The organism is Streptomyces sp. HNM0575, assembly GCF_012726265.1.
Classification (GTDB): Bacteria; Actinomycetota; Actinomycetes; order Streptomycetales; family Streptomycetaceae; genus Streptomyces.
In genome coordinates this window covers 126,837-152,268 of the sequence record NZ_JAASAG010000014.1, presented here as the reverse complement: position 1 = coordinate 152,268, position 25,432 = coordinate 126,837, and the positions used below count along the sequence as shown (strand labels likewise).

The window sequence follows — 25,432 nt, the reverse complement described above, 5'->3', positions numbered from 1 at the left end:
GTCGTTTCCAAGCCCGGTTTCCACGTATCCGATTCCCCAGCCGGAGGGGGCGCCTTCCGACGCGGCCGCCACATTAGAGGAATCCCCCCGGCACCTCAAAATCGAGACACCGCACACCCCCGCCGAACTGATTTCCGCACACACACGCACACGAAAAACAGCCCCGCGGGAAGCGGGAGACACATCAGTAGAGACTGCCGTCGGACGGCAAGAGTGTCGCCTCATGAGCCGAACGGCTCCGTGGCAACCCGGAGGACACTACGGTTCGGCGTGCACAGTGTCAACTTGCTGCCTGCGAGGCGCGCGACTGCTCAATCCAGGTCGGTCAGACGCCCGCTCGCGTCGGGCTGGGTGTCCTCGACACGGCGCAGCAGCCGCGTGAGCAGCTCGCCCAGCAACGTCCGCTCGACCTTGGTCAGATCCTGCAGCAGGTCTTCCTCGAACACCGAGGCCTTGCGCATCACTTGGAGCCACTTCTCCCGGCCCTCGTCGGTGATGCCGATGATGACCCGGACCCGGTTCTCCGGATCCCGCTCTCTCGTCACCAGCCCCTGGGCGAGCATGCGGTCGATGCGGTGCGTCATGGCGGCGGGAGTCAGGCCGAGGCGCCTGGCGATCGTGCCGGGCCACAGCTGGTAGGGCGAGCCGGCCATCATCAGTTCCTTGAGGACCTCCCACTCGGCGTGACCGAGGCCGAGGGTCACGAGCTGGCGTCCGTACGCGACGTTCATCCGCCGGTCCAGACGGCTGAGCGCGTTCACGACCTTCTCCACCTCGGGGTCCAGGTCGCGGTATTCGCGCTGGTAGATGGCGATCTGCTCGTCGAGCGTGGGCTGTCGTCCGGGCACGGGAGGCATGGGTCCGGAGTATCCCACGTGAAGTCGTTCGACATGAACGCTTGCGCTGTGTAGTCTTTAGCATCGAACTTTAGCTTTGAAGTCTCCTCGCTGGGCGAGGACTTGATGAGAGGTAGGTGAGTGTGACCAGGACGATGAGCGCTGCGCTGCTCCGGATCCAGCTCGGGAACGCCCTGGCGGCGTTCGGCAACGGCTTCACCGCGCCGTTCCTGTTCGTCTACGCGTCGCGCGTGCGTGGGCTCGGGGACGGCACCGCCGGTGCTGTGCTGGCTGTATTCGCGGTCGTAGCGCTCGCGGTTCTCCCGTTCACGGGCCGGGTGATCGACCGGAGGGGACCGATGCCTGTGGCTCTGGCGGGCTCCGGTCTCGGCATGGTCGGGGCGCTCGGGTTCGGCATGGCGGAGAGCGCTCCGTACGTGCTGGCTTCGTCGGCCCTGATGGGGGCCGGAGTGGCCGTTCTGCAACCCGCGCTGGCCACCATGATCGTGTCGTGTTCCACGACGGTGACCCGCTCGCACGCCTTCGCCACGCAGTTCTTCCTGAACAACCTCGGGCTGGGGATCGGCGGGCTGCTCGGTGGGCTGATGGTCGACGAGCACCGTCCCGCGACGTTCACGCTGCTGTTCGTCATCGAGTCGGCGATGTTCGTCGTGCTCGCGCTGGTCCTCGTGACGGTCCGGCTGCCTCGGCTCACGAGCGGGGAGGTGGACGCGGTCCGTGGGCCGGCTGCGGCTTCGGCCACGACGCGGGAGTCGCCGGCGGACAGCTGGTCCGTGCTGCTGCGCGACCGGTCGATGGTGCTGCTCTGTGTGCTGGGCTTCGTGCTGTTCTTCGCCTGCTACGGACAGTTCGAGTCTGGGTTGTCGGCGTACGCGGTGGAAGTCACGCGAATATCGACGTCCACGCTGGGGGTCGCGCTGGCGGCCAACACGGCGATGATCGTGCTCGCTCAGTATGTGGTGCTGCGCCTGGTCGAGCGGCGTCGGCGCAGTCGGGTCGTCGCCCTTGTCGGCCTCATATGGGCGGTGGCCTGGGTGGCCGCCGGGGTCTCCGGCCTCGTGCACGGGACACAGGCGGTGGCGACCACGCTGCTCATCACCACGTACGCGCTGTTCGGTGTGGGCGAGACGATGCTCTCGCCGACCGTGGCTCCGCTGGTGGCCGACCTTGCGCCGAAGCGGCTGTTGGGTCAGTACAACTCGGCGTTCGCGCTGGTGAAGCAGATGGCGCTGGCGCTGGGGCCGGCGGTGGGCGGACTGCTTGCCGCGGTGGGTGCGTACGGGACGTACATCGTGATGCTGGTGGGCTGCTCGCTGGGCGTGAGTTGTCTGGCGCTGTGGCTGGGGCGGCGGTTGACGGCGGTTCAGGACAGGCCGTACCGGTCGGTGGTCGTGGCGGGCAGCAGCGCTGCGCACCGGCACCCGTCCGAGGTCGAGGAAGGGGTGATGACAGAGATGATCACCGAAGAGCGGCGGACGATGGCCTCGGTCTGAGCGGACCGCACGGAGTCCGCCGGCTCGATGCCGAGCCGGCGGAAGCGTGGCAGGGGGCAGGCGGGTCAGGTCGTGGGCAGGGCGAACTCGCACCACACCGACTTGCCCCCGCCCGGTGTCCTTCTGGAGCCCCAGGCCGAGGCGATGGTGGCGACGATGGAGATGCCGCGTCCCGCCTCGTCGACGGCCTCGGCGCAGCGCTGTCGCGGCAGGTGCTCGTCGCCGTCGGTGACCTCGACGATCAGGCGCCGGTCGGTGCGGCGTAGGCGCAGGCGCATCGGAGGGGTGCCGTGCTGGAGGGAGTTGGCGACGAGTTCGCTGGCAGCCAGTACGCCGAGGTCCTGAAGCTCCGTGGGGAAGCGCCAGGAGGAGAGCACGCCGGTGGCGAACGCACGGGCGCGGGGCGCTGCTTCGGTGCCGCCGAGCAGATCGAGGGCGGCGTTGTGGAACAGCTCGGCGTCGGTGCCCGTACGGGCAGGGTGGTGGAGCACGAGGACGGCGACGTCGTCGTCGTGCTCCGCGGTGATGCCGAGGGAGCGCAGCAGGCGGTCGCAGACGATGTCGGGGGAACCGGTGGCGCCCGCGAAGGCTCGTTCCAGCGTGGTGACTCCGGTGTCGATGTCGGCGTCACGCCGTTCGACGAGGCCGTCGGTGTACAGGACGGCTGAGCCGCCGGGTGGAAGCGGGAGCGAGCAGGAGGTGTGCACCCAGCCTCCGGTGCCCAGCGGGGGCCCGGTCGGTTCGGGGGCTCGCTCGACCACGCCGTCGGGGTCGCGCACGATGATCGGCGGGTGGCCTGCGGAGGCGTAGTGCAGGAGTCCCTCGTTGGGGTCGTGCACGGCGTAGACGCAGGTCGCGATCTGGCTGGGGTCGATCTCGGCGGCGAGTCCGTCGAGTAGTTGCAGCACTTCGTGCGGGGGGAGGTCGAGTCGGGCGTAGGCGCGTACTGCTGTGCGGAGTTGGCCCATCACCGCGGCGGCCCGTACGCCCCTGCCCATGACGTCGCCGATGACGAGTGCGGTGCGGCCTGCGCCGAGGGTGATGACGTCGTACCAGTCGCCGCCGACGGCGGCTTCCGTACCGCCTGGCTGGTAGGTGGCGGCGACTCGCAGGTCGTCGGGCTGTTCCAGCTCCTGCGGCAGGAGGCTGCGCTGGAGGGTGACGGCGGCCTCGCGTTGGCGGCGTTCGCTGGCGCGCAGGCGTTCGGCCGCCTCGACCTGGTCGGTGACCTCGGCGGCGAAGATCAGTACGCCGTTCTCGCCGTCGGCGGTGATGGGGGTGCAGGTGAAGGTGTAGAAGGCGTCCCGGCTGTCTCGCGAGTCGGCGGTGCGTGGGACGCGGCGTGACTTGACGGTGCGGGGCTTTCCGCTGCGCAGCACCTGGTCCATGAGCGGGAGCAGGCCGAGTTCGACGAGTTCGGGCAGGGCGTCGCGGGCCGCCTCGCCCTGTGAGCGGGGGCCGAAGACAGCGGTGTAGGCGTCGTTGACGTATGCGATGCGGTGGTCGCCGCCGTGGACGACGGCGGCGAGGGCCGGTACCTGGCCGAGCAGGTCGTGGACTGAGAGCGCGTCGATGCTGCGGGTGACGTGGGCGCTGGCCGCGGCCGCTGCGGATTCGGCGTTCGTACGGGCGGTGCCGGACGGCGACGGCCGAGCGGTCGGAGCCGCGTGGGTCGCGGTGGCCGTACGAGCGGATGAGCCGCTGGATTCCGCTTCTGCCGCGGACGGGGCGTCTCGGCGCCCGGCGCGCGCCGGCGGAACGGTGCCTGCGCCGGCCCTTCCCGGTCCCGCTCCGTCGTCCGCGCCGGCGGAGTCGTCGCCGGCGGATGCGTCGTCCGTGGAGTCTCCACTGCCGTCGCCGACGGTCTCGACGGATTTGTCGGACGTCTGGTGCGCCTGGGCCGCCGCGGCCCTGGCCGCCTGTGCGGCTGAGTTGCGCCGCTGTGTGCCGGGCAGTCGGGCGCTCCAGCGCGTGAAATTCACGGTCGTCCGATTCCTCGTGTCGTTCTGGAGACGGCCCCCCGCTGAGCCGTCGTACTGGTCACTGTGCGCGGATGCGAGCCCACTCATGGTCACACGTTCCGCATGGTGCGCGGCGCAGACATTGGATCACGCACGGGCCATACGCCGGATCATCCGGCGCCCCGGGAGTCGCCCCGTCCGGTCGTCGACGGGCCGGGCAGGTTCCGGTGCGGTCCTCAGTCGTACTTGCCGTCGCTGCTGTTCTTGGTGCCGTTGGTGCTGGTGGTGCCGTTGCCGCCGTGGCGGTCCTTGCCGTTGTCCGGGCGGCGGGAGCCGCCTGCCGCGAGTTCGAACTCGGCCCGGGGATGTTCGAGCGAACCGAGCGAGACGATCTCGCGCTTGAAGAGTCCCGCCAAGGTCCATTCGGCGAGCACTCGTGCCTTTCTGTTGATCGTGGGGATCCGGCTCAGGTGGTAGGTCCTGTGCATGAACCAGGCCGGGTAGCCCTTGAGCTTGCGTCCGTAGACGTGTGCGACGCCCTTGTGCAGCCCGAGTGAGGCGACGGAACCCGCGTAGGCGTGACGGTAGTCGGTGGCGGGCTCCCCCCGCAGGGTGGCGGCGATGTTGTCCGCGAGACGCCTGGCCTGACGTACGGCGTGCTGGGCGTTGGGGGCGCACAGAGCTCCCTTTTCGCCCTTCTCCTCGGCGAGCAGGTCGGGCACGGCGGCGGCGTCACCGGCGGACCATGCGTTCTCGGCGCCGTCGACGCGGAGTTGGGCCGTGCATGCGAGTCTGCCGCGGCCGTTGAGCGGCAGCCCGGACGCGGCGAGCACGGGGTGCGGCTTGACGCCCGCGGTCCACACGAGGGTGCGTGTGGGGTGGCGGGAGCCGTCGCTCAGCACGGCGACGCGGTCCTCGCAGGAGTCGAGGCGCGTGTCCAGGCGTACGTCGATGTTGCGTGCGCGGAGTTCGCGCAGGGCGTACGTGCCCATCTCCTCGCCGACCTCCGGGAGGATCCTTCCGGATGCCTCGACGAGCAGGAATCTCATCTCTTCGGCGCGCAGGTTGTGGTAGTAGCGGCACGCGTAGCGGGCCATGTCCTCCAGCTCGGCCAGCGCCTCGACGCCGGCGTAGCCGCCGCCGACGAAGACGAAGGTGAGGGCGGAGTCGCGCACCTCGGGGTTCCGGGTGGAGGAGGCGATGTCCAGCTGTTCGAGCACGTGGTTGCGCAACCCGATGGCCTCCTCGACGGTCTTGAAGCCGATCCCGTGCTCGGCGAGGCCGGGTACGGGGAGTGTGCGCGACACGGAGCCGGGCGCCAGGACGAGTTCGGCGTAGGGCATCTCGACGGTGCCGGTGCCCTCCTGCTCGGTGGCGAGCGTCTGGACGTGGGCGACGCGACGGTCGTGGTCGATGGAGACGGCCTCGCCGACGACGAGCCGGCAGTCCCGCAGGACCCGGCGCAGCGGTACGACGACGTGGCGCGGTGAGATGGAGCCGGCGGCCGCCTCGGGAAGAAACGGCTGGTAGGTCATGTACGGGTCGGGATCGACCACGACGATCTCGACTCCGCCGGTGCCGCCGGACGAGCCGGGGCCGTCGGAGCTGCCGGAACCGTTCGCCGCCCGCCGGATCTGGTGCTTCAGCTTCTGCTGGAGACGCAGGGCGGTGTACATGCCCACGTATCCGCCGCCGATCACGAGAATGCGCGCGGTTCCGTTCGTTGCCTTGGTCACGAGTCCATGACGCACCCGCGACCCGGTGTTTGTCCACAGGCTCAAAGAATTGTGTGTCCGGCGGAGACCGGGCCTCCGTTTCTCCCGCCACTGCCTTGGCGGTGACATCGATGCAGGTCATGGGCTATTTTTGCGGGTGCGGAGAGTGGCTCGCGGGAGCCGGAACGGCCGCCGCGGCGAGGGCCGACGGACGTCCGCGAGACCGCCCTCTTCTCTCTTGACCAGTGCTCAACTATGTTCGTGGGCGTCGGGGGTGCGGTGCTTGAGGACCAACGGTGCCGACGCCACCGGCCGCGACAGCGTGAGGGTCTCCGGGGGGAGACTTGATGACCGGGGGAAAATTGATGCGCATTCAGGGTATTCACGGCTCTTCTTCCGTTGCTGCCGCCATGTCGGCGGCTCCGGACAACGGGAGCCAGGGGGCGGGCGACGGCGAGAGCGGAATCGGCGCCGTCGGAGGAACCACGAGCGCGGACAAGGCCGGTGGCGCCGGCCTGCGCGGCAGGGCCGCGGAGACTGCGACCGCGCCGCGTCCCACTCCACTGCGAGTGGACGCGCAGCGGAATCTGGAGCACGTACTGCGGGCAGCCCGCGAGGTCTTCGGCGAGCTGGGCTACGGCGCGCCGATGGAGGACGTCGCCCGGCGGGCCCGGGTCGGCGTGGGGACGGTGTACCGCCGCTTCCCGAGCAAGGACGTACTGGTCCGGCGGATCGCGGCGGAGGAGACGGCCCGCCTCACGGAGCAGGCTCGCACGGCCCTGGGCCAGGAGCAGGATCCGTGGTCGGCGCTCTCGCGCTTCCTGCGCACGTCGGTCGCCTCGGGTGCGGGCCGCCTGCTGCCGCCGCGGATACTCCGCGCCGACGGCTGGGGCGGCGACGCATCCGGCGCCGAGGCCGGCCCGGCGCGGGTACCGCAGCAGCGGCAGGCCGCGTACGGGCAGCAGGAGCGGTCCGGACTGCGGCTGGTCGAGGACGGCACCACGTCCGCTTCGGCGTCCGTGCAGCGGCAGGACGACCGTGGCGGTGACGGCCTGGAGGGCTACGAAGACGACTCCGGGTGTGCGGAGTTGCTGGGCGTCGTCGGTCAGATGGTGCAACGCACCCGTGAGGCGGGGGAGTTGCGCGACGATGTGACCGTCGGCGACGTGCTGCTGGTGATAGCCACGGCGGCTCCCTCGCTTCCGGACGCGGCGCAACAGGCGGCGGCGTCACGGCGGTTGCTCGACATACTCCTCGAAGGGCTGCGTCCGCGACCGCAGGGCTGACGGTGGCACGTACGACCGTGTGCCCGACGGCATAGGACCCGACGGCGTAGGAGGAGGGCGCGGCAGCCGGTCCGAGTGGACCGGGCTTGTGCCGCGCTCACCTCAGTCCGGGTGTCCGGGGCGGCACGGGTGTGGACTGGATGATCGAGGTCGTCGTCTGCCCGTGCAGCAGGAAGCGGTCGAGGACTTCCTCGAACGAACCGACGTCTGCTGCGTGGACCTTGATCAGAAAGCAGTCCTCGCCGGTGATGCGATGGCATTCGCTGACCTGGGGGAGGCTCTGCGCGAGTTCGGCGATCTTGGGCAACTGCCCGGGCCCGGGGCGTACGCGTACGAAGGCGGCCACCGGACAGCCCAGTGCCGCCGGGTCCACGTCGAGGCGGTAGCCGCGGATCACACCGCTCTCCTGGAGCCGTCGTACGCGGTCCCGCGCGGTGGGCACCGACACCTCGATACGGCGGGCCAGTTCGGCCGTCGGCAGGCGGGGGTCGGCGTCCAGCTCGGTCAGCACGGCCCTGTCCACAGCATCCATCTTCATCATCGCCAAACAGAGAGGGGCTTTATAGACACAACATGAAACGATCTGGTCGGCATGCTTGCACATTCGCCATGGTTTCAGGCGCTGGTGCTTGCGAGTCTGTCACTCATGGTCAGTGTTTCGCGATTCCGTGCAGGCAGAGCCACGAGGGGCAGGGCGGCCGCGGTCGCGGGGAGGGTGCCGCCGTCCGCGTACTTCGTGACCAGCGCCGTCTTCCACTACCTCGGGCCGGCGTTCGCGGTGCTGCTGTTCGCCCATGTCGATGTGCTGGGGGTCGCCTGGCTCCGTTGTGCCTCGGCCGCGGTCGTCTTCGCCGCCTGGCGTCGGCCGTGGAGGGTGTGGGCGGTGTCGTCCTGGCGGCAGCGCCGGCTGCTGCTGGCGCTGGGAGCGGTGCTGGGGGTGATGAACAGTTCGTTCTATCTCGCCCTGGAGAGGCTGCCGTTGGGGACGGTGGGCGCCATCGAGTTCCTGGGGCCTGTGGTGCTGGCCGCGTTCGGGCTGCGTTCCATGCGTAACGTGAGCGCGCTGGTCATGGCGGTCGGCGGAGTGTGGCTGCTCACGGACGTGCACCTGGCCGCCGAACCGCTGGGCCTGGCCTTCGCGTTCGGCAACTGCGCCCTGTTCGTGCTCTACGTGGTGCTCGGTCATCGGCTGGCGGCCGACGGCGGTGCCGCCGGCATCGACCGGCTCGGTGCGGCGATGCTCGTGGCGATGGCCGTGGTGGCGCCGGTCGGAGCCGGCGACGCGGTGGTCGCGTTCACGTCGCCGCTGCTGTTGGCCAGTGCGTTCGGAGTGGGGGTCTGCTCGTCGGTCATCCCCTACGTCTGCGATCAGCTCGCGATGTCGCGTCTGCCGCGTGCGACGTTCGCACTGATGCTGTCGCTGCTGCCCGCCACGGCGGTCGTCATCGGCTTCGTGGTGCTGGCCCAGACGCCCGCGTGGCTCGAACTGGCCGGTATCGCCCTGGTGGTGACCGGAGTCGCGGTGCATCAGGAACGGGACGCCGTACCGGCGCGGGTGCCGACTCGGGCGCGGGCGCGGGCGCGGACAGAAGCGCAGGGGCGGGCACGGTCGCGTACGCGGGCACACGCGGAAGCCGAGACACAGGCAGAGGCCGAGACACACGCGGAAACCCAGACACAGGCAGAGGCCGAGGTTCAGGCAGACGCACACTCGCGGGCACACCCACGGGCACGGCGCTCCTGACCTGCCGGGCCCAGGGGCCTCACGACCGGAGCCGACTCGTCAGGCCCCGGTCCGGCGGCGGGACTTCAAAGCGCCGGGCGTTGCTGGGCTGCGGGCAGGACGCCCGATGCGACGGCGCGCTGTCTCGGCGCCGCGGAGCCCGTCCAGCAGGTGCCCCGGCGGGAGATGAGCCTGCGCAGCCACAGCTCCGTGGAGACGAGGTCGGCGAGGCCGTCGAGAGGCAGCGGTTCGCCCTGGGAGGCGGCTCGGAGCGCCTTGCGTACGACTCTCGCCTCGACGAGCCCGGCGTCCGCGAGCAGTGGAGAGTCGAAGAGGTCGATGAGTTCGCCGGCGGCGGCGCGCAGGCCTGCCCGTACGGATGCCGCCTGGTACGCGTGGGAGGGAGCGCCCCAGCCCGCGGGCAGATCGTGCACGCCCGCGCCAGCCAGCACGGCGCGCAGCACCGACGCCCGGGCACCGGGTTTGACGCGGAGGGCCTCGGGGAGGTCGCGGCAGGCCCGTACGACCTGGTTGTCGTAGAAGGGCGCGTGGAGGCGCTGGTTGCGGATCTCGGCGGCCTGTTCGAGCACGCGGTGGTCCGAGGCCTGACGGGCGAGGGCGGCGCGGGCGCGGCGTTCACCGGGACGTTCGACGGTGGGGCGGAGCCTGGCCGCGGCCTCCAGCCGTGCGGACACCTCGGCCAGCGCCTCGCCCGTGAGCCACCGGGCCGCGGGCCCGGGCCGGCACCAGGTGAGAGCGGCCACGGAGGCGCCGACCGCGCCCTCGCTTCCGTAGCCTGCCGTGCCTCCGAAGGCGCCGAGATCGGCAAAACCTTTCCCCGTGCCCGCTTCCGCCCCGGCACCGGAGCCGCCACCGGCACCGTCGTCCGGACCGGCGCCGTCGCGGCCCGATCCGTTGCGCCCGGAGGCATTGCGTCCAGAGGCATTGCGTCCGGAGCCGCCGGCCCGCAGCCGCTCGGCGGTCCGGGTGACGCCGTCGCGGTACTGCGTGCGCGCGAGCTTGCGCGCCGCCCGGTAGACCGTCCACGGCACCAGCACCGACCGGCCCGGCGGTACGTCCTCCGCCCGCGCCAACGCCGCGACGGGACGCAGCAGATGACGCCTGCGCCGGTCCATCAGCAGGTCGGCGAGGCGTGCGGGATGGGCGTCGAGCACCTGGCGTGCGCCGTACCCGACGAAGTGGTCCGAGCTGCCGACGGCCAGCCGCTGCCGGTGCCGGTCCGCGACGACCAGGGACGGGCCCGGCTCGTCCGTGAGCGGTCCCTCCAACTCCGCGAAGGGCAGGGCCCCTTCGCCGCCGGTGACCACGACGTGGTGCAGCCGCGGGTTCTCGGCGATGCTGCGCGCCCGTTCGAGCTCGGCGGCGACCGACGGGTCCGAACCACCGCTGGTGGCAAGGTCGTTGAAGGTGACTGCGAGCAGCCGCTCGCCCCCTTCCGTGCCGTCCAGCATGCCGTGCACGGTGCCCGGCATCCCCGGAAGCCCCGCCGCCAGCAGCGCGAGCGTGCCGGATGCCGGCCCGCCGGAGAGGTCGGCGCCGACGCCGGGCGCGGGCCCGCCGCGTGCGGCACGTCTGTCCGCGGGACCCATGCCGGGGACGGGCCCGGGGTCGCGGCCGTCCATGCCGGGGCCACCGCGACCGCCGCGCGCGCCGCGGCCGTTGTGCCGGTGGGACGCGCCACCGGGGGCCGGTTCGCCGTCGCCGCCCGGGGAGCGGTAGGCGCGGCCTTCGCCGTAGGCACCCTCGGCGTACGCGGCGCCTTGGCCGTACGCCCCTCCGTGGCCGTAGGCGGCGCCTTCCCCGTATCCGCCGCCGTCGCGGTACGCGGAGCCCTCGTGTGTGTCGCGGCCGTAGGCGTCGTGGACGTACGCGTCGTGCCCGTGAGCGCCGCTCGGGTATGCGTCGTCGCTGAACGCCCGCTCGCCGTAGGTCCGTTCGCCGTACGGCTCGCCTCTGTACGCGCCCTCCGGGTACGGGCCCTCCGGGTACGGGTCGTCGCGGAACGGCTCGGCTCCGTACGCCGCACCCGCGTACCCGCCGCCCGCAGCCCCGGCAGCGGCACCGGATCCCGCAGCGCCGCCACCGCCCCCGTATCCGAGGTCCGCCTCCGAGGCGTGCCGCGGCGCAGCCAGCCGCGCCCGTACCGCCTCCACCAGCGCGTCCCGTACCCGCGCCACCGCCGTCTCGGGGTCGACGGGCGGCGGGGCCGAGACGACGAGCGACGACGCGGGCTCGTAGCTGGCGATCTCCCTGCTCCCCTCGCGCAGGATCAGCGCGTGGCCCGGAGCCACGCGCCGCACCCCCTCGTACGGGGTCCCGTCCCCGAGCGCCTCGGGCGCGTCGGGGCAGGCGAGCAGCGCGCCGAGATGACCGATGTCGAGCTGGGCCTCAGTGAGGTCGGCGAGCGGAAGCGCGGCGGTGGCGTAGGCGGTGCCGCCGTCCCACGGGGTGTGGAAGACGGGCCGCGCACCGGCGAGGTCGGCGGCGACGGTGAGCCGGCGGCCGACGCACGCCACCGCCGTGTAACTCCCGGGCCAGGCCGTCAGATGACGGTACGCACCGCCGCGTGCGGCGGAGAGGCCCAGCCGCAGCTCCTCGTCGCTGGCGCCGCAACACCCGAACAAGGCAAGGCGGTTGGCGGCGTCGGCCTCGACGACGCGGACTTCGTCAGGACGCCAGTCCCCCACGGCCCAGAGCGGGTCGGGGTCGCTCCACAGAAGCTGCGCGCCCACCGGCTCAAGCGAGCCCGGTGCATACCGTCCGCGTCCGGGAGCGGCGCTGCTCCACCCCACCAACCATCGCATCGCCGCCCGCCTCCGCTGCCTGAGTGACGCCGTTGAGAGCGTGCCTTCCCCTGCCTCCGGCGGGGGTTTCCGGATCGCCCAACTGCTGCTCTGCGGCCATGTTGCCACGAGACGGGTGCACGAGAGGCGTGAAAGGGGCGCATATCTGACCTCAACGCGCCGCCCGTGAAGGCGGGTTGCACGGTACGTGCGCCCTGCGGCCGACGCGCGCGGCAGGGCTGTCGGGTGCGGTCACGAGGCGGGACGCGCGGGACGGACTCGTGGGCGCATACGGCGGCATATACCGCTGGCTTCGGCGTGCGGCACCGCACGACTGACCGATGTTATTCGGCCAACTATCAGTGCCTACCCTCGCGTTGAAGAGCCGCCGGAACGTCGTTCACAGGTCGCCGATTCCTACGCCCTGTGTTCATCGCGGGTCGTACGGGCGTACGGCGGCGATGCCCTTATGACTCCGGAACGACGCCTCACGGACGAGCTCATGGGCGAGCCCATCGACGTCTCATCCACGGTTTCGTGGACACCTCGACGGGCCCTCGTCGGTCGCTGGACGGCGCTGTGCCAGGCCAGTTGAGGTCGTACGGAAGCGCGCCCGTGTCCGGGATACAGGGGCCCCGGGAGACGAAGCGGAGGAGCCGTGAAGGGCCGGGTCCGGCTGCGGCAGCGCGGCCTGCACGGGCACCTGAAAGCCGTCTCGCACCCCGCGCGGTCGCGCCCCTCATGCCCCGTCCGCATCCGACGCCCGTTCGTACAACGGCCGTTCGGGGCGGCGGAGTCCGCGGCGGGCGAGGCCGTGACGGCGGAGGAGGACGAGGAGACAACGAGGAGGAGACAACGAGAAGGACAACTCCATTGGGAGCACCGGGAATCGGGGAGATCCGGCGGGGCGGGTTCACCGGCCCGGGAAGGCTTCTCCAACTTCCCGGGCCGGACCGTCGCCCGCGGGGAAATGGGGCGGCGGTTTCCCCCAGCCCGCTGGTCCAGTTCAGCGGGCCGACCCACGCACCTCTCATCGAACCTCCAGTCCGGCACGCGGCACAGGCGCATGAGCAGGCGCACGACCACACACCCGGAGCACGGGCGGCACCTCCGGCGGCACCGTTGCCCGACGGTTCCTTCACACGGATTTCGGCCGACTCCCTTGCGCCGTACGCACGTTGGCACGTGACGGACGCACGTACGCGCCCACCTGGACGCACATGTGCCGCCACCACGCCCCGCATCCGTCGCGACCCGGACGCAGACCGCCGCACAACCGGACAAGAAGCGACACATGCGGGCGGGGGCTCGACTCCCGGGCACCGCCCCGGAGTTCGCGCCGTGCCCGGCCCGCCCCCACACGGACACGGCGCAGGGATGCCACGACGAACGCGTGCGACGAACGCGGAGCCCCGGCCCGCAGAGCCTGCCGACCCCCGACCGCTCCCGATCGCCGCGCACCGTCCTCCCCTTGGGCGGCCCGCCGATCCCGCCGAGCCCTCCCCCCGGAGCCGCCGACTGCCGCCGCCCGTACGGGAGTTCAGCCGGACGTTCACACCGGTCTTCACGAGTGCGGTCGTACGACCCTCGCGAATGCGCTCATACGCCCCCGCTGAAGCGGCCGTACAGCCCACTGCGGAGACGGCGGCCCGGCGACCTCCGGCGACAGCCTGTACACAGCCGCGCTCCGTTCCGCCACGTCCCGCACGCCCCTGCGCACGTACACGATTCCCGCCATCCCATCCGGTGCCCCTTAACGGTAGGGATGCGGCGAACTACGCTAAGTCCTCAGTGCGTCCCGCGCCGTGTCTGCCGCGCAGGCCCGGCGGTCAAGGGAGGCATCCCGCGACTCTCGCGCGGGTAGCAGGTGCCTCGCCGCCGGTTCGCGACGGCCGGCGGGGCGGCCGTCGGTGTGTGTCAGGGGTGTGCGCGCATGTCCAGGGAGCCACGCGGGCCGAATGAGAAACTCGGCACCGTCCTAGCCCTCGCAGGAATCAGCAACGCCGGACTCGCCCGCAGGGTCAACGACTTGGGAGCGCAGCGCGGTCTGACGCTCCGCTATGACAAGACGTCGGTCGCCCGCTGGGTCTCCAAGGGAATGGTCCCGCAGGGCGCCGCGCCACACCTCATCGCGGCGGCGATCGGCAGCAAGCTGGGGCGTCCCGTGCCGCTGCACGAGATCGGCCTCGCGGACGCCGACCCCGCTCCCGAGGTCGGCCTCGCCTTCCCGCGCGACGTACGGGCGGCGGTCAAGTCGGCCACCGATCTCTACCGGCTGGATCTGCACGGCGGGCGGCGCGGCGGTGGCGGCATCTGGCAGTCCCTGGCCGGGTCGTTCGCGGTCAGCGCGTACGCGACGCCGGCGTCCCGCTGGCTGATAACCCCGGCCGACAGCTCGGTCGCCCGCGATCCGGAGACCGCCGCCGCCTCGGGCGCCGGCCCCGGCCCGGGCATGACCGGCCCCGGTGGCGGCAGCGCGGCGGACGGGACCGCGGGCAACGCCGACGGCTCGGGCGACCCTGACCACTCGCCCCTGCGCGTCGGTCACACGGACGTCGCGAAGCTGCGCGAGGCCGCCGACGAGGCCCGCCGCTGGGACTCCAAGTACGGGGGCGGGGACTGGCGTTCGTCGATGGTGCCCGAGTGCCTGCGGGTGGACGCGGCACCATTACTCCTCGGCGCGTACACCGACGAGGTCGGCCGGTCCCTCTTCGGCGCCACATCCGAACTCACCCGTCTCGCCGGGTGGATGGCCTTCGACACCGGCCAACAGGAGGCGGCCCAGCGCTACTACATCCAGGCGCTGCGGCTCGCCCGCGCCGCGGCCGACGTCCCCCTCGGCGGATACGTACTGGCCTCCATGTCCCTCCAGGCCACCTACCGCGGCTTCGCCGACGAGGGCGTCGACCTCGCGCAGGCCGCCGTGGAACGCAACCGCAGCCTGGCCACCGCACGCACCATGAGCTTCTTCCGCCTCGTCGAGGCCCGCGCGCACGCCAAGGCCAACGACGCCCACGCGTGCGGCGCCGCGCTGTCCGACGCGGAGAGCTGGCTGGAGCGGGCGCGCGAGGGCGACGGCGACCCGTCCTGGCTGGACTTCTACTCCTACGACCGGCTCGCGGCCGACGCCGCCGAGTGCTATCGCGATCTCAACGCGCCCCGCCAGGTGCGCCGTTTCACCGAGAAGGCGCTCTCGAAGCCCACCGAGGAGTTCGTACGGTCGCACGGGCTGCGTCTCGTCGTATCGGCGGTGGCCGAGCTGGAGTCGGGCAACCTGGACGCGGCGTGCGCGGCCGGAGCCCGCGCGGTCGAGGTGGCGGGACGCATCTCGTCGGCGCGCACCACGGAGTACGTACGGGACCTGCTGAACCGCCTGGAGCCGTACGGGGACGAGCCGCGGGTCGCCGAGCTGCGGGAGCAGGCGCGGCCGCTGCTGGCGGCACCTGCGTGACGCGGGACGGGCGCGGCGGGCGCGGCAGGCGCGGTCGTACGGCGGGTGCTTCCTGTGTGCGTGGGGCGAGCGATGCGGGTCGTGCGGGCAGTGCCGGAGCAGGTCCGCCCGGAACGGCGTCGGCGCGATCGTGACCTGCGTCGCTGCCCGTTGTCAGTGGTGCGGTTCATGATGGAAGACGTGCCCGCCGACACGACCCCGATGAGCGGACCGCACCCGTTCACACGCCCGCAGTCCCGCCCGCAGTCCAGTCCGCACCCGAGCCGTACATCCGCCCGCAGTCCCGCCGCGTCCCCCATCCCCAGCACCACCCCCGGGAGAGCCATGCAAGAGCCGGTGCCCGCGTCGCCCGGCGGCTCCCGCCGCGCCCGTTCCCGCCCCGGGTACGACTGCGACGTCGTGATCGTCGGCGGCGGCATCGTCGGGCTCTCCACGGCGTATGCGATCACGCGGGCCGCTCCGGGCACCCGCGTCGTCGTGCTGGAGAAGGAGCACGGCCCTGCCCGGCACCAGACCGGGCGGAACAGCGGAGTGATCCACAGCGGCATCTACTACCGGCCCGGCTCGCTCAAGGCACGTTTCGCCGTGGAGGGTGCGGCCGAGATGGTCGACTTCTGCGCGGAGCACGGCATTCCGCACGAGGTCACGGGCAAGCTGATCGTCGCGACCGAGCGCGAGGAGCTGCCCCGGCTACACGCGCTCATCCAGCGCGGCAGGCAACACGGCATTCCGGTACGGGAGTTGGGCCCGGCGCAGATCGCCGAGCGCGAGCCGCACGTGCGCGGCCTGGCCGCCATCCACGTCGGCACGACGGGGGTGTGCGACTTCGGCGCCGTCGCCGGGCGGCTGGCTCGGCTCGCCGAGGAGGGCGGCGCGGAGATCCGCTACGGCTCGCGGGTCGACGCCGTCGAGCGCCGCCCCGGCACGGGCGTGGCCGTCCGCGCGATCACGGAAGGCCCGGCAGGCCGGCGGTCAGGCACGGGAGACCGGCAGGCAGGCACGGCGGTCCCGGCCGGGATCGCCGACGCCCCCGCCACGCCCGGCTCTTCCGTCATACGGGCCCGCGCGATGGTCAACTGCGCCGGCCTGCACTGCGCGGGCATCGCCCGCCTCACAGGCGATGAACCGGCGGCGAGCATCGTCCCGTTCCGCGGCGAGTACTACGAACTGACGGCTGCCCGCGAGGAGTTGGTGCGCGGCCTCGTCTATCCCGTGCCCGACCCGGCCTTCCCCTTCCTGGGCGTGCATCTCACGCGCGGCATCGACGGCGCCGTCCATATCGGCCCGAACGCCGTGCCCGCTCTGGCACTTGAGGGGTACGACTGGCGCACGGTGCGGCCGGGCGAGCTGGCCTCGGTCCTCGCGCATCCCGGTTCGTGGCGCCTCGCCCGCCGCCACTGGCGTTACGGGGCGGGCGAGTTGCACCGCTCCCTGTCCAAGTCCGCCTTCACCACGGCGGTTCGGCGCCTGCTGCCGGAGGTCTCCGCGGACGACCTCGTGCCGGCGCCCGCGGGGGTGCGCGCGCAGGCGGTGCTGCACGACGGGACGCTCGTCGACGACTTCCTGATCACCGAGGGCCCGCACGCGGTCCACGTCCTCAACGCCCCTTCGCCCGCCGCCACTGCCTCGCTCCCCATCGGCCGCGAGGTTGCGGCACGTGCGCTGAGCGCGCTCAACGCGCTGGAGGCGGCGGGCCGCTGAGCCACCAGCGCACCGGCCGGCGAACTGCCCGTACGCGACCGCGTTCCGCCCCGTCGGCGCCCGAACTCCGCCCCAGCTCCGCCCGTACTCTGCCCCGCTCCGCGCCCGCATCGTGCGCCCGTACAGTGGAAGCACTGTGCCTGAGACGCCTGAGAACCCCGAGACTCCCGGGAAAGCCGAGCAGCCCCAGCAGCCCGGGAAGCCCGCCATGTTTCCGGACGGCACCGGCCCTTCCGCGGACCCGGCCGGTTCGCACCACGAGCGGCGCATCCGCAGCTTCCAGCCCCGCCGCAGCCGTGTCACGAGCGGGCAGCGCGCGGCGCTGCGCCGGCTCTGGCCCCACTGGGGCTTCGACATCGACGGCCTGCGCCGCATCGAGCTCGCCGAGCTCTTCGCGGGAGACGCGGGCGGTTCCGGCGACTCGTCCGCCGCCGCACCCGAGCCCGCCCGCGAGGCACGCCCCGTAGTGCTGGAGATCGGCTTCGGCATGGGCGAGGCGACCGCCGAGATGGCCGCCGCCGACCCGGACACCGACATCCTCGCCGTCGACGTGCACACCCCCGGCCAGGGCAATCTGCTGCGCCTCGCCGAGGAGCGCGGCCTGACCAACGTCCGCGTGGGTAACGGCGATGCGATCATCCTGCTCCGCGAGATGCTCGCCCCGGAGTCCCTCGCCGGCCTCCGCGTCTACTTCCCGGACCCCTGGCCCAAGAAGCGGCACCACAAACGCCGCCTCATCCAGCCCGAGTTCCTCGATCTCGCGGCGGGCCCGCTCCGTTCGGGCGCCCTGGTGCACTGCGCCACGGACTGGGAGCCGTACGCCGAGCAGATGCTCGACGTCCTCTCCGGCCACCCCGCATACGAGAACACGCAGCTCGACAGCGGCTACGCACCCCGCCCGGCCATCCGGCCCCGTACGCGCTTCGAGGAGCAGGGGGTCGGCAAGGGGCACAAGGTACGCGACCTGCTGTTCCGGCGCCGCTGACCCACGGCCGAGGGCCGGGCGGTGAACCCGGCCCTCGGCTGTCCGGCAACCCGGTGCCCCCGTTGCCCCGTTGTCGCGCTTCGCGCTGTCGCGCTGTTTCGCTGTCGTGTTGCCTGCTGTGTCGACCGCCCGGTGTCAGGCCGCCGTACCGGTCCCGGAGGAGCCGTACGACGCCGAGTCGTCGATGCCCTCGACCTCGATGCGCTCCTTGCGCACGGTGCCGCGGACGGTCTCCTGGTCGACGTGCTCCTCGGTGACCAGGCGTATCCGCTCGACCGGCACGGTCTCGGTCTCGACGACCGGACGCTCGTCGTGCAGAACGATCTCGTAGGCGTCCTCCGAGATCGCGGGCCCGCTCATCGCGGCGTCCCTGTTGGCGTCGGTGATCGGCTCGCGCTCGATCCGCACCTCCTCGTGACGCACCGGGACCGTCTGCTCGACGTCCTCCGTCACCACGTACTTCAGCAGGCGCGCACGACCGGTCTCGATCCGCTCCGTACCGACGCGCAGATGCTCCTCGGAGCGGGTCATGGCATCCTGCCCGGCCGCAAAGCCGGTGGCGGCACCCGCGCCAGCGCCCGTGTCGACGTCCGTGCGTCCGTACGGCCGCGCACCGGCGGTGGCCGCTCCGGCCGCACCCGCGGCTCCCGCCGCGCCTGCGCCCATGGCCGTCTCCGTGCCCTGCGCCTCCTCGGTACCGGCGGCGCCTCCGGTCTCTCCTTCGGCCGGCGCCTGCGTGCCGTCCCAGGCCAGGCCGTAGAAGCTGTACAGCTCGCGCTCCTGCTGCTCGGTGAGGCGGCCCTTCGAGACGTCCATGTGAGGCGCGTCCCTCACCTGGGTCCTCCGGAAAGGCACCTCGATGTTGTCACCGACGAGACGGCCGTCATGGATGGGTACGAACGTCTCCTGGGTGCCGAAGAGTCCCGTGCGCACCGTGGCCCATTCCGGATCGCCCGTCCTCTCGTCGAGGAAGACGTGGCGGGCTTCGCCGATCTTCTTGCCGTCCGGGTCGTAGATCATGTGGTCGACGACTGCGGGGATCTGCTCCTGGGAGATCATGAAGTGCCTCCTACTCCCAATGGCGTATCGCTCCGTCTCCAGGCAAACGCCGCCTGACGAAGCGCGCACGCCCGTACCAGAACATCCATGGGCAAATCACTCCAAACGAGTGAATAAACCGCCTCGTGATCAGCGATGAGGCCCCCGTCGGCAGCACTCGTCCGTCAATCCGGGGCACTCCACTCCGGGCCGCCGCATGCGTCGTTACTGTCAAGTGGTGGACGACGAAGCCTCTGGCGCACGCAACGCGCCCCCGCACGCGGACCGGCCCTCCATGGAGGGGTGGGAAGCAGGTACGGACGGGCCCGCTCCGGACCACGGCGGTACGGCTCCGGAGACGGGCGGACGGGACGCGGGCGGAACGAGCGGCGCGACCGGAGCGACCGGAGCGCCCGGAGCTGGCGGGCCGGGTGGAGCACACGGCGGCGCGGGCGGAACGGGCGGCGCCCCTCAGCAGGCCCCGCCGCCCCCTGCGCAACCGCCGCAGGCACAGACCCAGGCACAGCCGCAGCCGCAGCCCCGGGCGCAACCGCCGCAGCCGCAGCCGCAGGCACAGCCCCGTCCGACGGACCCCTGGTCCCGGCCGCACGCCGCCCCCGGCCCGTACTCACAGCCTCAACTCCCGCCGTACGCACAGCCCCAGCCGTACGCCCCCGTCCCGGCCTGGGCACAGCAGCCCCGGTTCCCCGCGATGCCCGCCTCCCCCGCGGACTGGCGCTACCGCCCGCCCGCGGCCCCCTCCTGGTGGCACCGCCACCGCCGCACGCTCCGCGCCCTGACCCTCGTCACGCTGCTCGCGCTCTGCGGCCTGATCATCCTCGGTCTCGTACGGGAGCAGACGGGCACCGTCGGTCTGCTCGTCGGGCTGGGGCTGGCGGTGCTGCCCGTGCCGCTGCTCGTGTCCGCGTTCCGCTGGATCGACGGGGTCGAGCCGACGCCGTGGCGGAACCATCTCTTCGCCTTCGCGTGGGGCGCGTTCGCGGCGACGCTCGTCGCCCTGCTGACCAACACCCTCGCCACGAGCTGGCTCGTCACGTCCTTCGCCGACGCCGACGCCCAGCCGCGAGCGGACGTGCTGGGCTCCACGGTCATCGCGCCCGTCGTCGAGGAGACCGCCAAGGGCGCCGCGATACTGCTGCTCTTCTTCTTCCGCAGGCGCGACTTCAACGGGGTCGTCTCCGGGATAGCCATCGCGGGCATCACCGCCGCCGGCTTCGCATTCACCGAGAACGTGCTCTACCTCGGCACCGCCTTCGGCGAGGACCAACTCCTGGGCCCGGAGGCCCTGCACGAGTCGGTGACCGCCATGACGTTCTTCATCCGCATCGTCGTGGCGCCGTTCGCGCATCCGCTCTTCACGACGATGACGGGCATCGCCTTCGGCATCGTCGCCGCGCTGCCCTCGCTGGGTCGCACGCTGCGCATCCTCATCCCGGTCCTCGGGCTGCTCACGGCGTCGCTGCTGCACTCGATCTGGAACGGATCCGCGTCGCTGCCCGACTTCACCTTCCTCTTCGTCTACGCCCTCTTCATGATCCCCGTCTTCACCGCGCTGACGTGGCTGGCGATCTGGTCGCGGCGGCTGGAGCTGCGCACGGTCCGCGACACGCTTCCCGCTTATGCGGCGGCCGGCTGGTTCGAGGAGCCCGAGCCGTGGGGGCTGGCGTCCATGAGGGCGCGTGCGGCGGCGCGTTCGCTGGCACGCAGTACGCACGGGCCGACGGGTGCCCGTACGGTCGCCGAATACCAGCACTTCGCCACGTCCCTCGCGCTGCTGCGGGCCCGGGCGCACCACGGTTCGCCGGCGCCGGACTTCCAGGCGCGCGAACAGGAACTCCTGCACCATCTCTGGCAGCGGCACGGCGTCGCCGGACCCGCCACGGCCTCGGCGGCGGTGAGCCTCAACCGCTATCGGCGGCCGGTGAGTTGGGGCGGGCCACCGGCCCCTTACGAGCCTCGGGGCTTCCCGGCGCGGTGACGGCAGCGGGACGGCCGGGTGTGCCGCGAGGGCGGCGGCGGTGGCGCAAAGCCGCCCAAGCTCCTCACTCCGTGTGACCGGGTATCGACCAGCACATACTTGCGGGGCCCTCGTATCGCTGCCAGCATGCCCCCAGTTGGGGCACGTGTGACGGCCGAGGGCAGCAGAGGGGTTGGGGGCAGCAGTGCAACTGACCGATCTCGTCGCTGCCGAGCAGCAGGTACGGAAGGAAGCCGCCGCGGCGGCACCGGAGTTCACCGCCTTCCTCGACGGCTTCCGGCACCGCGCCGTACTCGTGCCCTTCGACGACCAGGGCGGCCTCTGGTCCGCCGAACTCGGCGGAATCCGCTGGATACTGGCCTTCTCCGACGAGAAGACCCTCACGCGCTTCGCCAAGAAGGGCAGCGATCCCGCCGCCGGCATACGGCAGCCCGCCACCTCCGAGACGGAGGGCGAGACGGGCTGGGACTACCGCAAGGTCCTCGGCTGGCGGCTTCTCGACTCCGTCATCCCCGCCGCGGGCCGGCCCTGCGGGGTGGCGCTCGACGCGGGCAGCGCCAAGGGCAAGGTGCTGCCGCCGGTGGCGGGCATCGTCCCGGACCGGGCGACGGTGGAGGCGTATGAGGCCAACGGGGGCCGCGCGGCCCGTCGTTGAGACGGACGGCGGTGCTGGCCGCGGCGCTGGGCGCGGCACTGCGCTGGGTTCCGTGCTGGGTTCCGTGCTCCTAGCGGCTCGTACGAGCGCGAGGGCGCCCCGGACCGGCCTCGACGAACCACTCCCTCCCCAGCAGCAGCCCGAACAGCGGCGCCGGCAGCCGCACGAGGACGCGCATCGCGGGCGCGAGCCTGCCGTCGCTCTTCTCCACCTCGCTGCGATGCATGGCGAGCGCGGCCTGCTTCTGCCGCGCGTACCGCCGTACGTCGACGGCGTGCGTGATGTCCGCGCGGGCGCTCCAGAAGCGGCCGAGCGCCTCCGCGTCGTAACGGACGGGAAGCCGCAGCGCCCGCGCGAGCCTCATCAGGCGGCCGATCGTCTCCCGCGGGACCGTGGCCTCCAACAGCCGTGGTGTGCCCGCGAGTTCGGCGGCCCGCCTCCCCACGTGGTGCACCTTCACATGATCCCGGTGCCCGTATCCGCCGTTCGCGTCGTAGCTGAGCAGCAGCTCGGCGCCTTCCTCCCGAAGCACGTCCGCGAGCCTCCGCGCCGCGTCCTCCGTCGCCGCCCGTGCGAAGCGCGTCCGGTCCGGCGGGTCGGGATACAGCAGGGGCCCGCGCCCGCTGTCGGCATACCCGAGATGCAACACGCGCTCCACCCCGAGCACCTTCGCGCTCGCCCTCAACTCCCGCATGCGCGGCGGCTCCTGGCCCTCGGGAGCCTCCCCCATCAGCCCGTCGGTGGCCACGACGACCACCACCCGATGCCCCTGCGCCGCCGCCTGCGCCAGGGTCCCGCCGGTGAGCAGCACTTCGTCATCGGGGTGGGCGTGGAGGGCTACGAGGGTGGGCATGGGATGGGGCTCGCCCTTCAGCGATCGTGTCCGTCAGAAACGCAATGCGAGGTCCGGCTGCAAAGGGGCTCCTTGCAGTTGAGGGTGTCGTCGGCAACGCCTTGAGCCGGATCAGGCGGTGATCGAGGGCCGAAATCGGGCCGCGTTCACCGGCTGGCGGCCAGCACTGCCGCGAGGCCCTCTTGCAGATCCTTGATGAAATACCCGGGAACCTCAAGCGACGGGAAATGTCCCCCGGTTTCGGGCGAACTCCATCGGACGATCCGCCGGTATCGCTCCTGTGCCCAGGGGCGAGGGCACTTCTCGATGTCGCGGGGATACATGGTGACTGCCGACGGGACGTCGACCCGGAGTTCCGGGTCGAGTGAGTTGTGGCTTTCGTAGTAGATGCGGGCCGACGATGCACCGGTACGCGTCAGCCAATACAGGGTGACGTCGTCGAGAACGCGGTCTCGGGAAATCGTCTCGAAAGGGCTGTCTTCGGTGTCCGACCACTCGGCGAACTTGTCGAGGATCCAGGCGAGAAGCCCGACCGGTGAGTCGACGAGCGAGTAGCCGATGGTCTGCGGCCGGGTCGCCTGCTGCTTCGCGTACGCCGCACGGTGGCGCCAGAAATGGCGGGTCTCCTCGGTCCATTCGCGCTCGGCCGCCGTCAGCCCGTCGGTCGTCAATCCGGGCGGTGCCTCCGCGAACGTCGTGTGGATGCCGAGAACGTGCGCCGGGAACCTGCCGCCGAGAACCGTGGTGATATTGCCTCCCCAGTCACCGCCGTGGGCCGCGAATCGGCCGTATCCGAGCCTTCCCATCAACTCCACCCACGCGGCCGCGATCTTCTCGGTTCCCCACCCGGTGGCGGCCGGTTTGTCGCTGTAACCGAAGCCCGGCAGCGACGGGACCACGACGTGGAACGCCGGCACGTCTGCGTCTTCCGGATCTGCCAACTCGTCCACCACGTCGATGAACTCGGCGATGCTGCCCGGCCAGCCGTGCGTCAAGATCAGAGGAATGGCGTCCGCGCGCGCGGACCGGCGGTGCAGGAAATGGATTCCCAGATCGTCGATGGTCGTACGGAACTGGCCGATCCGGTCGAGGCGCTCTTCGAACGAGCGCCACTTGTATCCGGTGCGCCAGTAGTTCACGACATCGACGAGGTCGGCGAGCGGAACGCCCTGTTCCCATCGGCGGGGGCCGGACTCGGCGCTACGGACCGTCTCGGCCTCCGGCAGCCGCGCCGCTGCCAGCCGGGCGCGCAGATCGTCGAGGTCGGCGTCGGTCGCGCGGGCTTCAAATGCTTGCACGTCGCTGGTCGGACGGGGCATGAGACCTCCTGGCCGTCACGGAACCGGCTGCGAACTCTCGTAGAACCGGCTAAGACGGTTCTACCGCGTCTTCGTGCCCGCGCGCAACCGGCTAAGGTGGTTCCATGCGTGCTGGGTTCCCTGACTTCCGCCTCGGCAGCGTGCTGGCGACCAGCTTCACGGCGACGCTGACGGAGCGCCGTGGCGACGCCGTGGAGCGCATCCCCACGCCGCAGCGGCTCGTCGACTGGCTGGCGGTGAACGGCCTCGCCGTGGACTCCTGCACCGCCGCCCAGCTCGAACTCGCCCGGGAACTGCGGGAGTCGATTCACGCCGCCGCCACAGCGGCCGCGCTCCAGGACGCTCTCCCCGCGTCCGCCGTCCAGGTCATCAATGACCGCAGCGCCGAGGGCCGCGCCGCGGCGATCCTGACGCCCGAGGGCGAGCGGCGATGGCGGCTCAGCTCGGCTTCCCGCGTGGAAGACGCCCTCAGCGTGATCGCCGCCGACGCGATCAGCATCATCGCGGGCGAACGGGACGGGCGACTGGCCCTGTGCGCATCGCCGACCTGCGAAGCCGCCTTCTTCGACACCAGCCAGAGCCGCACCCGCAAATGGTGCGACATGAACACGTGCGGGAACCGTCAGAAGAAGGCGCGCTTCAACGCCGGCAAGCGCAAGAGCCCCCGATCCGCGGGGTGACCGTCACCCCGGTACGCCCACGCCTGCGACGTATCCGTCGCGGGACTCCTGCCGTAGTCACAACTCAGGGCGAGCGACGTCCCGTTGGCGTTGTGTCATGCTCTGTCTGTTTGATGCCGATGCCTGGCGGAAGCACGCCGCCCGGGGCGGCGTAGGTCGCCGCGAGGAGAGGGCGATGGCCGGACAGAGACACAAGGTGGTCTGCGACATCACGGTCTCGGTCCCGGGCTGATCGACGAACTGCGGCTGCACATCGTGCCGTTCACGCTCGGTGCGCGCACGCGGCTGTTCGAGGGCGTGCCGCCGCTGGAACTCCAGCAGGTGCGCTCGCGTTCGGCGACACTGGTCACGCACGTGACCTACCGTGTGCTGCGCTGAGCCGGGCACCGACGAGGCACGTCACAGGGGACGGCACCCGCACCGTACGGTCGCGCACCGCGTCCCCTGCCCACCACGTACGAGAGGACAGGCCGAGACTCGTGGACGAAGAACTGCTCGCGCTGCTCAGCGAGCACAAGCTGGGCGTGCTGGTGACGCTGAAGCGGGACGGGCGGCCGCAGTTGTCGAACGTCAACTACACCTATGACTCCGCCCGCCGTCTCATCCGGATCTCCGTCACCGCGGACCGGGCCAAGACCCGTAATCTGCTGCGCGATTCACGTGCGAGCTTCCATGTCCGCAGCGACGACGGCTGGGCGTGGACCGTGGCCGAGGGCGATGCGGAGCTGACGCCGGTGGCCGCGGATCCGCAGGACGACACCGTCGAGGAGCTGATCGACGTCTTCCGGGCGATCCAGGGCGAGCATCCGGACTGGGACGAGTACCGGTCGGCGATGGTGGCCGACCGGCGCCTCGTCGTACGGCTTCACGTGCGGCACGCGTACGGGCAGCCCAAGCAGCGCTGACCCGGGG

At 71.8% G+C, this 25,432-nt stretch carries 18 protein-coding genes and 1 pseudogene; 11 read left to right on the top strand and 8 right to left on the bottom strand.

Annotation, left to right across the window (positions count from 1 at the left end):
• Positions 1-311: 311 nt before the first annotated feature.
• A complete protein-coding gene (locus HCC61_RS27835; protein WP_169140136.1) occupies positions 312-857 on the bottom strand; it encodes a MarR family transcriptional regulator in 546 nt (181 codons plus the stop codon).
• Positions 858-979: 122 nt separating this feature from the next.
• On the opposite strand from HCC61_RS27835, the gene HCC61_RS27830 reads away from it, so the two are divergent.
• Positions 980-2,350, top strand: coding sequence for an MFS transporter (locus HCC61_RS27830; RefSeq protein WP_169140167.1), 1,371 nt, complete (start codon positions 980-982; stop codon positions 2,348-2,350).
• Between the two features lie 65 nt (positions 2,351-2,415).
• Here the strand turns inward: HCC61_RS27830 and HCC61_RS27825 are convergent, their stop codons facing one another.
• Positions 2,416-4,332 (bottom strand): SpoIIE family protein phosphatase, encoded by a 1,917-nt coding sequence (locus HCC61_RS27825; RefSeq protein ID WP_169140134.1) that lies wholly within the window; start codon positions 4,330-4,332, stop codon positions 2,416-2,418.
• A gap of 215 nt (positions 4,333-4,547) precedes the next feature.
• Entirely contained in the window at positions 4,548-5,987 is a 1,440-nt protein-coding gene (locus HCC61_RS27820) for an FAD-dependent oxidoreductase (protein WP_240969356.1), read from the bottom strand.
• 449 nt (positions 5,988-6,436) lie between these two features.
• On the opposite strand from HCC61_RS27820, the gene HCC61_RS27815 reads away from it, so the two are divergent.
• A complete protein-coding gene (locus HCC61_RS27815) occupies positions 6,437-7,312 on the top strand; it encodes a helix-turn-helix domain-containing protein (protein ID WP_169140130.1) in 876 nt (291 codons plus the stop codon).
• Between the two features lie 97 nt (positions 7,313-7,409).
• Here the strand turns inward: HCC61_RS27815 and HCC61_RS27810 are convergent, their stop codons facing one another.
• Positions 7,410-7,844 (bottom strand): Lrp/AsnC family transcriptional regulator, encoded by a 435-nt coding sequence (locus HCC61_RS27810; RefSeq protein ID WP_169140128.1) that lies wholly within the window; start codon positions 7,842-7,844, stop codon positions 7,410-7,412.
• Positions 7,845-8,048: 204 nt separating this feature from the next.
• Here HCC61_RS27810 and HCC61_RS27805 point away from each other — a divergent pair, with 204 nt between their 5' ends.
• On the top strand, positions 8,049-9,056 hold the full coding sequence (locus HCC61_RS27805) for an EamA family transporter (RefSeq protein ID WP_240969341.1): 1,008 nt from the start codon (positions 8,049-8,051) through the stop codon (positions 9,054-9,056).
• 65 nt (positions 9,057-9,121) lie between these two features.
• Here the strand turns inward: HCC61_RS27805 and HCC61_RS31050 are convergent, their stop codons facing one another.
• Positions 9,122-11,860, bottom strand: a complete 2,739-nt coding sequence (locus tag HCC61_RS31050) for an asparagine synthase-related protein (RefSeq protein WP_240969340.1) — start codon at positions 11,858-11,860, stop codon at positions 9,122-9,124.
• A gap of 1,912 nt (positions 11,861-13,772) precedes the next feature.
• Between HCC61_RS31050 and HCC61_RS27785 the strand changes: the two genes are divergently transcribed.
• The 3 genes from HCC61_RS27785 to trmB all read left to right on the top strand — a co-directional run bounded on the left by HCC61_RS27785 (position 13,773) and on the right by trmB (position 17,976).
• Entirely contained in the window at positions 13,773-15,290 is a 1,518-nt protein-coding gene (locus HCC61_RS27785; protein ID WP_169140126.1) for an MFS transporter, read from the top strand.
• A 324-nt stretch (positions 15,291-15,614) separates the two neighbouring features.
• Complete coding sequence (locus HCC61_RS27780; RefSeq protein ID WP_169140124.1) at positions 15,615-16,991, top strand: L-2-hydroxyglutarate oxidase; 1,377 nt, start codon at positions 15,615-15,617, stop codon at positions 16,989-16,991.
• Positions 16,992-17,199: 208 nt separating this feature from the next.
• Positions 17,200-17,976, top strand: a complete 777-nt coding sequence (trmB, locus tag HCC61_RS27775; protein WP_169140166.1) for a tRNA (guanosine(46)-N7)-methyltransferase TrmB — start codon at positions 17,200-17,202, stop codon at positions 17,974-17,976.
• Between the two features lie 135 nt (positions 17,977-18,111).
• Here trmB and HCC61_RS27770 read toward each other — a convergent pair whose 3' ends face one another.
• Entirely contained in the window at positions 18,112-19,035 is a 924-nt protein-coding gene (locus HCC61_RS27770) for a PRC and DUF2382 domain-containing protein (protein WP_169140122.1), read from the bottom strand.
• A 217-nt stretch (positions 19,036-19,252) separates the two neighbouring features.
• Here HCC61_RS27770 and HCC61_RS27765 point away from each other — a divergent pair, with 217 nt between their 5' ends.
• Positions 19,253-21,013: a PrsW family intramembrane metalloprotease gene (locus HCC61_RS27765; RefSeq protein WP_346777418.1), complete on the top strand. Its 1,761-nt coding sequence runs from the start codon at positions 19,253-19,255 to the stop codon at positions 21,011-21,013.
• A 184-nt stretch (positions 21,014-21,197) separates the two neighbouring features.
• Positions 21,198-21,668, top strand: a complete 471-nt coding sequence (locus tag HCC61_RS27760) for a hypothetical protein (RefSeq protein WP_169140120.1) — start codon at positions 21,198-21,200, stop codon at positions 21,666-21,668.
• Positions 21,669-21,738: 70 nt separating this feature from the next.
• Here the strand turns inward: HCC61_RS27760 and HCC61_RS27755 are convergent, their stop codons facing one another.
• On the bottom strand, positions 21,739-22,521 hold the full coding sequence (locus HCC61_RS27755) for a PIG-L family deacetylase (RefSeq protein ID WP_169140118.1): 783 nt from the start codon (positions 22,519-22,521) through the stop codon (positions 21,739-21,741).
• Between the two features lie 146 nt (positions 22,522-22,667).
• Positions 22,668-23,840 (bottom strand): epoxide hydrolase family protein, encoded by a 1,173-nt coding sequence (locus HCC61_RS27750; RefSeq protein ID WP_169140116.1) that lies wholly within the window; start codon positions 23,838-23,840, stop codon positions 22,668-22,670.
• A 104-nt stretch (positions 23,841-23,944) separates the two neighbouring features.
• Here HCC61_RS27750 and HCC61_RS27745 point away from each other — a divergent pair, with 104 nt between their 5' ends.
• From HCC61_RS27745 to HCC61_RS27735, 3 genes and pseudogenes are all read left to right on the top strand, one after another.
• Positions 23,945-24,520 (top strand): CGNR zinc finger domain-containing protein, encoded by a 576-nt coding sequence (locus HCC61_RS27745; RefSeq protein WP_169140114.1) that lies wholly within the window; start codon positions 23,945-23,947, stop codon positions 24,518-24,520.
• A 225-nt stretch (positions 24,521-24,745) separates the two neighbouring features.
• Positions 24,746-24,898, top strand: a pseudogene (locus HCC61_RS27740) (dihydrofolate reductase family protein); the annotation flags it as partial.
• 101 nt (positions 24,899-24,999) lie between these two features.
• Positions 25,000-25,425, top strand: a complete 426-nt coding sequence (locus HCC61_RS27735) for a PPOX class F420-dependent oxidoreductase (protein ID WP_169140112.1) — start codon at positions 25,000-25,002, stop codon at positions 25,423-25,425.
• Positions 25,426-25,432: the final 7 nt, after the last annotated feature.

Coding starts and splice junctions, on each gene's coding strand:
- HCC61_RS31050 (WP_240969340.1), bottom strand. CDS start 11,860: ATGCGATGGTTGGTGGGGTGGAGCAGCGCCGCTCCCGGACGCGGACGG.
- HCC61_RS27820 (WP_240969356.1), bottom strand. CDS start 5,987: ATGTACACCGCCCTGCGTCTCCAGCAGAAGCTGAAGCACCAGATCCGG.
- HCC61_RS27780 (WP_169140124.1), top strand. CDS start 15,615: ATGCAAGAGCCGGTGCCCGCGTCGCCCGGCGGCTCCCGCCGCGCCCGT.
- HCC61_RS27815 (WP_169140130.1), top strand. CDS start 6,437: ATGTCGGCGGCTCCGGACAACGGGAGCCAGGGGGCGGGCGACGGCGAG.
- HCC61_RS27835 (WP_169140136.1), bottom strand. CDS start 857: ATGCCTCCCGTGCCCGGACGACAGCCCACGCTCGACGAGCAGATCGCC.
- HCC61_RS27770 (WP_169140122.1), bottom strand. CDS start 19,035: ATGATCTCCCAGGAGCAGATCCCCGCAGTCGTCGACCACATGATCTAC.
- HCC61_RS27745 (WP_169140114.1), top strand. CDS start 23,945: ATGCGTGCTGGGTTCCCTGACTTCCGCCTCGGCAGCGTGCTGGCGACC.
- HCC61_RS27750 (WP_169140116.1), bottom strand. CDS start 23,840: ATGCCCCGTCCGACCAGCGACGTGCAAGCATTTGAAGCCCGCGCGACC.
- trmB (WP_169140166.1), top strand. CDS start 17,200: ATGTTTCCGGACGGCACCGGCCCTTCCGCGGACCCGGCCGGTTCGCAC.
- HCC61_RS27785 (WP_169140126.1), top strand. CDS start 13,773: ATGTCCAGGGAGCCACGCGGGCCGAATGAGAAACTCGGCACCGTCCTA.
- HCC61_RS27810 (WP_169140128.1), bottom strand. CDS start 7,844: ATGGATGCTGTGGACAGGGCCGTGCTGACCGAGCTGGACGCCGACCCC.
- HCC61_RS27755 (WP_169140118.1), bottom strand. CDS start 22,521: ATGCCCACCCTCGTAGCCCTCCACGCCCACCCCGATGACGAAGTGCTG.